Here is a 2,023-nt window from a genome sequence, read left to right as displayed (position 1 = left end):
CAAAAAAATGTTCATTATGGCGAAGCCATATTAAGCAACCATAAAGTTGTTAATGTACAAATAACCGAGATGAATAATGGTCAAATCTTTGTAGAAGTATATTAAAGATCACCTGTCATAAAATTGTTTGTTCTCCTCATCCGCTTTATTGCTACATCAGGGATGAGAAAGTATAAAACCCCGCCGCAGCGGGGTTTTTTGATATTAGCGATGCTCGCTGATTTTTTCCTTGTGCTTGCGAATCTGCTTGTCCAGCACGTCTGCCAACAAATCTATGGCGGCGTACATATCTTCATGCGCGGCGTCGCCGTGGATGGTTTTGCCGGAGGCGAGGTGCAGCGTCGCTTCGGCAATTTTCAGATGGTTTTCGGCGCGCAGGGTGATTTGCGTGCTGGTAATTTGCTGCATTTCCAGCTTGCCGAGTTTTTCTTCTACATAACTCCGAACTGCATCGCTAATGTCGAGATGTTTGCCGGTGATGTTGTAGTTCATCATCCACTCCTTTCTGCTTGGGTTAATGGGCGATTCGTACCGTAGCAAATCGTCACCGCGCCTGCAAGTCTTTCAGAAAATGCCTTTGAGCCACGTGATTTGCGCGCCGTCAATACAGACGGCATCGAAGCGGCAATCGGGCGGCTGCGGGTGGTGTTGCTGCAAATACGCGAGCGCCGTCTTGCGGATTTTTGCCTGTTTCGCGGGGGTAATGCTGGCGGCGGCGCTGACCTGGCTGCCCGCGCGCCGCGAGCGCACTTCGACGAAGACCAGCACCGCGCCATCGCGGGCGATGAGGTCGATTTCGCCGTAACGGCTGCGGATGTTGTTCGCTACAATGGCAAGCCCCTGCGCCTTGAGGTAAGCGGCGGCGCGGCGTTCGCCCGCCTGGCCGCGCAGGAGGTGCGGCGCGAGTTTTTTGAAGAACATGAGGATTTTTGATGAGTGGTGTGCTGTTTGTGGTGGCGACGCCGATTGGCAATCTGGAAGACGTGAGCCAGCGCGCGCGCGCGGTGCTGGAATCGGCAGACATTATAGCCTGCGAGGATACGCGCCATAGCCGCCGCCTGCTCGACGCCTACGGCATCGACCGTCCGCTGTTGGCGCTGCACCAGCACAATGAGCGCGGCGCGGCGCAGGCGCTGTTGCAGCGTTTGCAGGAGGGGGCGACGGTGGCGCTGGTGAGCGATGCGGGGACGCCGCTGGTTTCCGACCCCGGCGCGGTGCTGACGCGGCTCGCACACGAGGCGGGCATCCGCGTCTCGCCCGTTCCCGGTGCGAGCAGCGTCATCGCGGCGCTGTCGGCGAGCGGGCTGCCTGCCGACCGTTTCCAGTTCGCGGGTTTTATCCCGGCGAAGGCGGGCGAACGGCAGCGGTTTTTCGCGGAATTTGAGCACGCGACGCAGACGACGGTGTTTTTTGAAACGCCGCACCGCATCGCGGAATCGCTGGCGGCGATGGCAGAAGTGTTCAACGGCGAACGCCGTTTGGTCATCGCACGCGAGCTGACCAAGCAGTTTGAACAGATTGCGCTGCTGACCGTCGCCCGCGCGCCCGCGTGGCTGGCAGAAGATGACAACCGCCAGCGTGGCGAATTTGTACTGCTGCTGGAAGCGGCGGCGGCGAAGGAAGCGGCTGACTGGCAACCGCTGGCGAAGGATTTGCGCGCCGCCGGGCTGTCGGCGAAAGACACCGCGGCGCTGGTCGCCAAACACACCGGCGCGAACAAGAAGGCGGTGTATCAGTATTTGGTTGAGCATCCGGCGGGGTAGTTCTTCGTTCGCGGTGGTGTGTCTCACCCCGGTTCTCCTCCGTAGGGAGAGGGGGCAGAACGATGCAGTTTTCGGCATTTGTTCCCTTTTTGCAGGCAACGGGGGAGTGTGAGCGCGCAGCATTTGTTCCCGCAGTCGCGTCAGCGTGGTGGGGCAAGCCCCACCCTACGACGATGGTTTACATACAGGGTAGCGGGGTTGGTGTATGTATAGCCATCCACCGAAAGCCTCATACTGTGTTGCGCCGCTTCGCCGTACAA

General features: G+C 58.9%; 3 protein-coding genes. 1 reads left to right on the top strand and 2 read right to left on the bottom strand.

Annotation, left to right across the window (positions count from 1 at the left end):
• Window positions 1–204 precede the first annotated feature (204 nt).
• Both raiA and Q0349_RS11490 read right to left on the bottom strand, forming a co-directional pair.
• Window positions 205–492, bottom strand: coding sequence for a ribosome-associated translation inhibitor RaiA (gene raiA / locus Q0349_RS11495; protein WP_298081117.1), 288 nt, complete (start codon window positions 490–492; stop codon window positions 205–207).
• A gap of 72 nt (window positions 493–564) precedes the next feature.
• Entirely contained in the window at window positions 565–921 is a 357-nt protein-coding gene (locus Q0349_RS11490; protein WP_298081116.1) for a YraN family protein, read from the bottom strand.
• A gap of 11 nt (window positions 922–932) precedes the next feature.
• Here Q0349_RS11490 and rsmI point away from each other — a divergent pair, with 11 nt between their 5' ends.
• Entirely contained in the window at window positions 933–1,763 is an 831-nt protein-coding gene (gene rsmI, locus Q0349_RS11485; RefSeq protein WP_298081115.1) for a 16S rRNA (cytidine(1402)-2'-O)-methyltransferase, read from the top strand.
• Window positions 1,764–2,023: the final 260 nt, after the last annotated feature.

Origin of the sequence: uncultured Cardiobacterium sp. (assembly GCF_938028185.1) — a bacterium.
GTDB lineage: Bacteria > Pseudomonadota > Gammaproteobacteria > Cardiobacteriales > Cardiobacteriaceae > Cardiobacterium.
The sequence above is the reverse complement of the archived record's forward strand: the minus strand, read 5'-3'. Positions and strand labels throughout refer to the sequence as shown.